Source organism: Komagataeibacter sp. FXV3 (genome assembly GCF_015155755.1).
In the GTDB taxonomy this organism is placed as follows: domain Bacteria; phylum Pseudomonadota; class Alphaproteobacteria; order Acetobacterales; family Acetobacteraceae; genus Komagataeibacter.
This window is the reverse complement of the sequence record NZ_VWPI01000128.1, coordinates 1-3593: the sequence shown is the minus strand read 5'-3', so window position 1 is coordinate 3593 and position 3593 is coordinate 1. Positions and strand designations below refer to the sequence as shown.

The following is a 3593-nucleotide window of genomic DNA, read 5'->3' as shown; positions in this document are numbered from 1 at the left end:
CTGGAGAACGAACCGGGGCCGGGTCTCATGCCCCCTGCCATGGGGGCCGCCGCAGCCGGTGCCAGCTATCAGGCGGCACCCGAAATCTATAACGGCACGGGCAATAACGCACCGGAAGATGATTCCGTCTATGACAAGGACCTGTCCACGCTTGTAACCGACCAGACCGCCCCATCCCGGCAGGGACAACCGGCCACCGGCCAGCCTGCCCCCGCCAGCAGGCCCGTCACCTGCCCGCGTGGTCAGGTCTATAATACCCTGACCGAAAGCTGCGACCGGCCTTAAGGCCGGTCCTGGCGACGCACGCCTTAACCTGGGGTGACGGACGCGGTATCCATGCCCGCACGGGGCAGCCAGCCCCCCAGTTCCTGCCGCACAAGGGCTTCCAGCAGGTCAATGGCGTCAGGGGAGTCATTCAGGCACGGAATCAGCGCCAGTTCCTTGCCGCCTGCCTTGACGAAAGCATCGCCCGCTTCGTTGCCGATTTCATCCAGCGTTTCGATACAGTCGGAAATGAAGCCCGGCGTGATGACGGCAATACGCTCGATCCCGCGCGCGGGCAGCGATTCGATGAAGGGCGCGGTGTAAGGCTCCAGCCACTTCGCCGGGCCAAAACGTGACTGGAAGGTCAGCGGCATCATCTGTTCATCATACCCCATGGCGCGGCGCAGCGCCGTGATGGTGCGCTGACAGTCGGCCGCATAGGTATCGCCCTTTTCCACATAGATCTTCGGCAATCCGTGAAAAGACGCCACGATCATCTGCGGCTTGAAATCCAGCGAGGCGAGACGCGCCGAGATGGATCGGCCAAGGGCCGCGATATAGGCGGGATGGTCGGGGAACGGCGGTAGCGTGCGGATGGCAGGCTGGTTACGCATGCGCATGAGCACACGGAACGCCTGGTCATTGGCCGTTGCGGTCGTCGTGGCGCTGTACTGGGGATAAAGTGGCGCGAGCAGGATCCTGTCGCACCCTTGCGCCACCAGGTCATGCAGCGCCTGTTTTATGGAAGGCTGGCCGTAGCGCATGCCCCAGGCCACCGGCACATCGTCTGCCGCCAGCCGCGCGCCGAGCTGTTCCGCCTGTTCACGGGTATAGGTGCGTAACGGGCTTTCATCACGGTCATGATGCCAGATCCGGTGATAGGCCTCCCCCGATTTGCGGGGGCGGAAGGTCAGCACCGGCCCGTACAGGATGGGTTTCCAGATCAGGGGACTGGCCTCGATGATGCGCCGGTCCGACAGGAATTCCGCCAGATAACGACGCACCGCGCCATAGCCGGTGCCATCCGGGGTGCCCAGATTGCTCAGCAGCACCCCGGTTCGCGACGGGGCATTTTCATGCCGCGCTGCACGATTTACGGTAATGAATGTCATGCAACGGCTGCTACATGAAGCCGTTCGTGTATGCAAAGAAACAGGCGGACATACCCGTTACCCTGCCACATGCTGCCTATCAGCGGCGGGTCCGCACACGGACCGGCTGAAGCGCACGTGCCGGTGCGCGCAGGTAACATGCCACGCCAGCAAGCCCCAGCAGGGCGACAACGGGGGAAAGCATCTGGACAAAAGTGAACATCACGGTCCCTTTCCTGATCGGACAGCTACCAGTCAACCGCGCGTTTCGTGCCCGCGTCAATCAAAAATATTACTGTCCCGTGCCAGTTCCACGCATTTACGCATTAATGATGGCAGCGCCACATCGTCGCAATCCACGTCATGAATGATCCCCTCCACCCCTACCAGACTGTTGGGAAAGGTGGATATGCGGGCCGCATAGACATCGACCAGCAACGTGAAATGGGTAAAGACATGCTTCACCTGCCCGACCCGCTGCCAGTTGACGCGCAGCCGGGGTGCGGCGGGCGCATGGTCAAGCGCCTCCGCCTGCGGCCATGGCGCATCGCGCCAGTGCGGACCGGGCAGGCCCATCATGCCACCCAGCAATCCTTTTTCTGGCCGCCTGACCAGCAGGATATTTCCTGCTGCATCCACCATGCAGAAATGCACGCCATGGCGCACCGGCCGCGCCACCTTTGGCGCACGACGGGGCAGGCTGGCCGCGATTCCCTGCCGGTTTCCTGCACAGGCCTCACGCCACGGACACAATACGCACGCGGGCGTACGCGGCGTGCAGATCCCGGCACCAAGGTCAAACAGGGCCTGCGCGAAATCGGATGGACGGGCAATGGCCTGCCGGTCCGTATTCAGCGTGGTGGCCTGCCGGGCAATGGCCTTGCGCGACCCGGGCAGCGGATCGGTCATGGCGAACAGCCGCGCCGTAACGCGTTCCACATTGCCATCCACCGGCACGACCGGGCGGCCAAAGGCGATGGCAGCGATGGCGGCAGCGGTATAGGCCCCGATTCCCGGCAGTTCCAGCAGCCCTGCCACCGTATCGGGAAAGCGACCGCCATTTTCCGCCACCACCCGCGCGCAGGCATGCAGATTGCGCGCGCGGGCGTAGTAGCCAAGCCCGGCCCACAGCGCCATCACCCGGTCCTGCGGCGCGCGGGCCAGGGCCGTTACATCGGGAAAGGCGTCCAGAAAACGCTCGAAATAGGGAATGACCGCTGTAACCGTGGTCTGTTGCAGCATGATTTCGCTCAGCCACACGCGATAGGGATCTGCGCTCTGGCCCGGCAGGGCGCGCCATGGCAGAGTGCGACGATGCCGGTCATACCAGCACAACAGATCGGCAGCAGAAGGTAACACGGACCCGTTTATGACGAACCCGCCGACCCGCAGCAAGCGAAAGAATGAGACATCACCGCCCGAACCACCCCGGCGGTCCATGCGCACGCGCAGCATGGCGGCCCTGCTGCTGCATATCAGCCGCCCCGTCTTTCGCAAGCAGTCCCCCGCCGCCGTGCAGGTCATGACGGACTGGCCCGATATTGTCGGCCCACATCTGGCGGGCATGACCGTACCCCGCCGCCTGAGTGCTGGCACCCTGACCGTTGCCTGCCGGGGACCGGTGGCGATGGAACTGCAGCACCTTGCCCCCACCGTCATCGCCCGCATCAACACCACCTGCGGGCAGGGCGTGGTCAAACGCCTGAAAATGGTGCAGGACCTGACTGCCGCCCCACGCATGCCCGCAGCCGCGCCCCGTCGTCCGCCACCGCCGCCCGTACAGATTGACGACATGCCTGACGGACCGCTGAAGGACGCGCTGTCCCGGCTGGGTGGCTGGCTGAATGCCGGTCGTGACCGGTAGGGACTGTCTGGAAAACCGGCCTTCGGCACACCCCTCAAAATTATAAAGAAGTTTTTGGTGAAGCTTTTTCCCAAAAAGCTTCAAAGAACGCTGCCTTCTTGAAAAAAGGCGGCACTCAAAAAACTTTTGTTTTTATTTATCAGTAATCTATTTTCACATAGTCCCCAGATATGGAATCCATCCTGGCCTGTCATATAATGATGTGAACCCAAGGCTGGATATCAGGCGGTCATATGCCAATATCAGTAGATACGAGATCAGGAAAAGGAACCACCCGAGATGCGTAAGTTGGCCCTGTTGCTGGCCGTGTCCATGGGACTGGTCGGCGTTCTGCCCGCCCCCGCCGCCTATGCATGGCGCGGCGGCGGATGGGG

Annotated in this window: 4 protein-coding genes and 1 pseudogene; 2 read left to right on the top strand and 3 right to left on the bottom strand. The window is 62.7% G+C overall.

All coding sequences use genetic code 11. The annotated features are described in order from the left end of the window. Positions 1-285, top strand: a pseudogene (locus F1542_RS11645) (hypothetical protein); the annotation flags it as partial. Positions 286-308: 23 nt separating this feature from the next. Here F1542_RS11645 and hemH read toward each other — a convergent pair. The 3 genes from hemH to mutY all read right to left on the bottom strand — a co-directional run bounded on the left by hemH (position 309) and on the right by mutY (position 2795). Then, positions 309-1376 carry a ferrochelatase gene (gene hemH / locus F1542_RS11640; protein WP_193733189.1) on the bottom strand — a complete coding sequence of 356 codons (1068 nt, stop codon included), beginning with the start codon at positions 1374-1376 and terminating at the stop codon, positions 309-311. Between the two features lie 79 nt (positions 1377-1455). Then, positions 1456-1578 carry a hypothetical protein gene (locus F1542_RS17380; RefSeq protein WP_256431449.1) on the bottom strand — a complete coding sequence of 41 codons (123 nt, stop codon included), beginning with the start codon at positions 1576-1578 and terminating at the stop codon, positions 1456-1458. A 56-nt stretch (positions 1579-1634) separates the two neighbouring features. Further along, the gene (gene mutY, locus F1542_RS11635) at positions 1635-2795 is read right to left on the bottom strand and encodes an A/G-specific adenine glycosylase (RefSeq protein ID WP_193733190.1); all 1161 of its coding nucleotides are present in this window, start codon (positions 2793-2795) and stop codon (positions 1635-1637) included. On the opposite strand from mutY, the gene F1542_RS11630 reads away from it, so the two are divergent. After that, positions 2794-3219 (top strand): DUF721 domain-containing protein, encoded by a 426-nt coding sequence (locus F1542_RS11630; RefSeq protein ID WP_193733188.1) that lies wholly within the window; start codon positions 2794-2796, stop codon positions 3217-3219. The two genes, mutY and F1542_RS11630, sit on opposite strands and share 2 nt — an antisense overlap. Positions 3220-3593: the final 374 nt, after the last annotated feature.